The following is a 1,282-nucleotide window of genomic DNA, read 5'->3' as shown; positions in this document are numbered from 1 at the left end:
GTCCTGGTGGTAGCTCTCGTCAGCAGGACTGTTATGCCTGCACGAGTGCTGGCGCGCCAAGTTTTGGCACATAAGCTCGGCGTTTTTGCCACCAACCAGGATGCGGACCTCGCCCTGCTTTCTAGCACATTTCACACTTCCTGGTCATGGCGAAACTCGTCGACGATGAAGGCGGATCTCAACTATTCGCCCTCCGACATCTACGAAACGTTGCCACAGCCTGCCTCCACGGTTCGCATGAAGGAAGCAGGGGCGGAGCTCGACACGACGCGGCACGCAATCATGATCGACCGGCAGCTAGGATTGACAAAGCTCTACAACATGGTTCACGACAACTCTGTTATGGATCAAGATATTCAAGCCCTTCGAAAGATTCATTCAAGTTTAGATGAGACGATAGCCGGTGCCTACGGATGGACCGATCTAGACCTAGCTCACGGGTTCCACGACACTGGACAGGGGGTTCGGTTCACCGCCGACCCCGTGGCGAGGATCGAAATATTGGACAGACTTCTCGAACTCAACCATGCGCAGTATGTGCATTCCGCAACCAGGGGTTCCCATTCCGCGAAAGTGCAATCGATCGCACGTAATGCGGTCGTTGATAGCCCATCGGAAAATACTCTTTTTAGGCTTTAGGTCAGAAGAGCATGCCTTCCTTCCCTGGTGAGAGGCATTTTGTGACGTCCTCCCGCGTCTCGACTTTCGTTTCTTCGATCGACGCCTCCAGTGTCCCGACGGGGGCACATTGCTCGTGATTGAGTGCGAGAAGTCGATCCAATATCTCAGTTCGCACATGGGGGGCGACAGTAAATCGAACTCCTCGTTCAGTATTGTGAAACCCGTGACATAGAGGAAAATCCCCCCAGTTGTATGCGTCAGATATGGACTCATCGATATTTACGTGAATATCCCTAAGGGTTGCGACGTCTTGATCTGCGACAGAATTGTCGTGGACCATGTTGTAAAGTTTTGTCAGTCCTACCTGTCGGCTAATCATGATATTCTTTCGCGTTTCGTCGAGCGCCGCCCCCGCAGCTTTCGTCAAGGCCGTGATAGCAGGCTGTGGTAACGTCTCGTAAACGTCAGATGGAGTATATCGAAGATCGCCTTTAAGGCTGGATCCCCGCGCAATGGCCCAGCTGTAGTGGAAGCCACTGCTAAGCAGTGCGAGGTCTGCGACATCATCAGTAGCAAAAACAACCGCTGCCTCGCTAACCACTTGCCCCGTACGCACGAACACGGGGAGGGCCGTCTTACTGACGCGCGCTACCACCAGGAC

General features: G+C 53.7%; 1 protein-coding gene and 1 pseudogene. One reads left to right on the top strand and one right to left on the bottom strand.

The window, feature by feature from the left end:
* Window positions 1-639: pseudogene (locus ACFP3R_RS37515) on the top strand (hypothetical protein); the annotation flags it as partial.
* A gap of 1 nt (window position 640) precedes the next feature.
* Here ACFP3R_RS37515 and ACFP3R_RS37510 read toward each other — a convergent pair.
* The coding region (locus ACFP3R_RS37510; protein WP_380643797.1) for a type IIL restriction-modification enzyme MmeI at window positions 641-1,282 on the bottom strand (642 nt) is incomplete at its 5' end.

It is taken from the genome of Saccharothrix lopnurensis, assembly GCF_042658445.1.
GTDB lineage: Bacteria > Actinomycetota > Actinomycetes > Mycobacteriales > Pseudonocardiaceae > Actinosynnema > Actinosynnema lopnurensis.
Note: the sequence above shows the minus strand (reverse complement) of the source record. Positions and strands in the feature narration are given on the sequence as shown.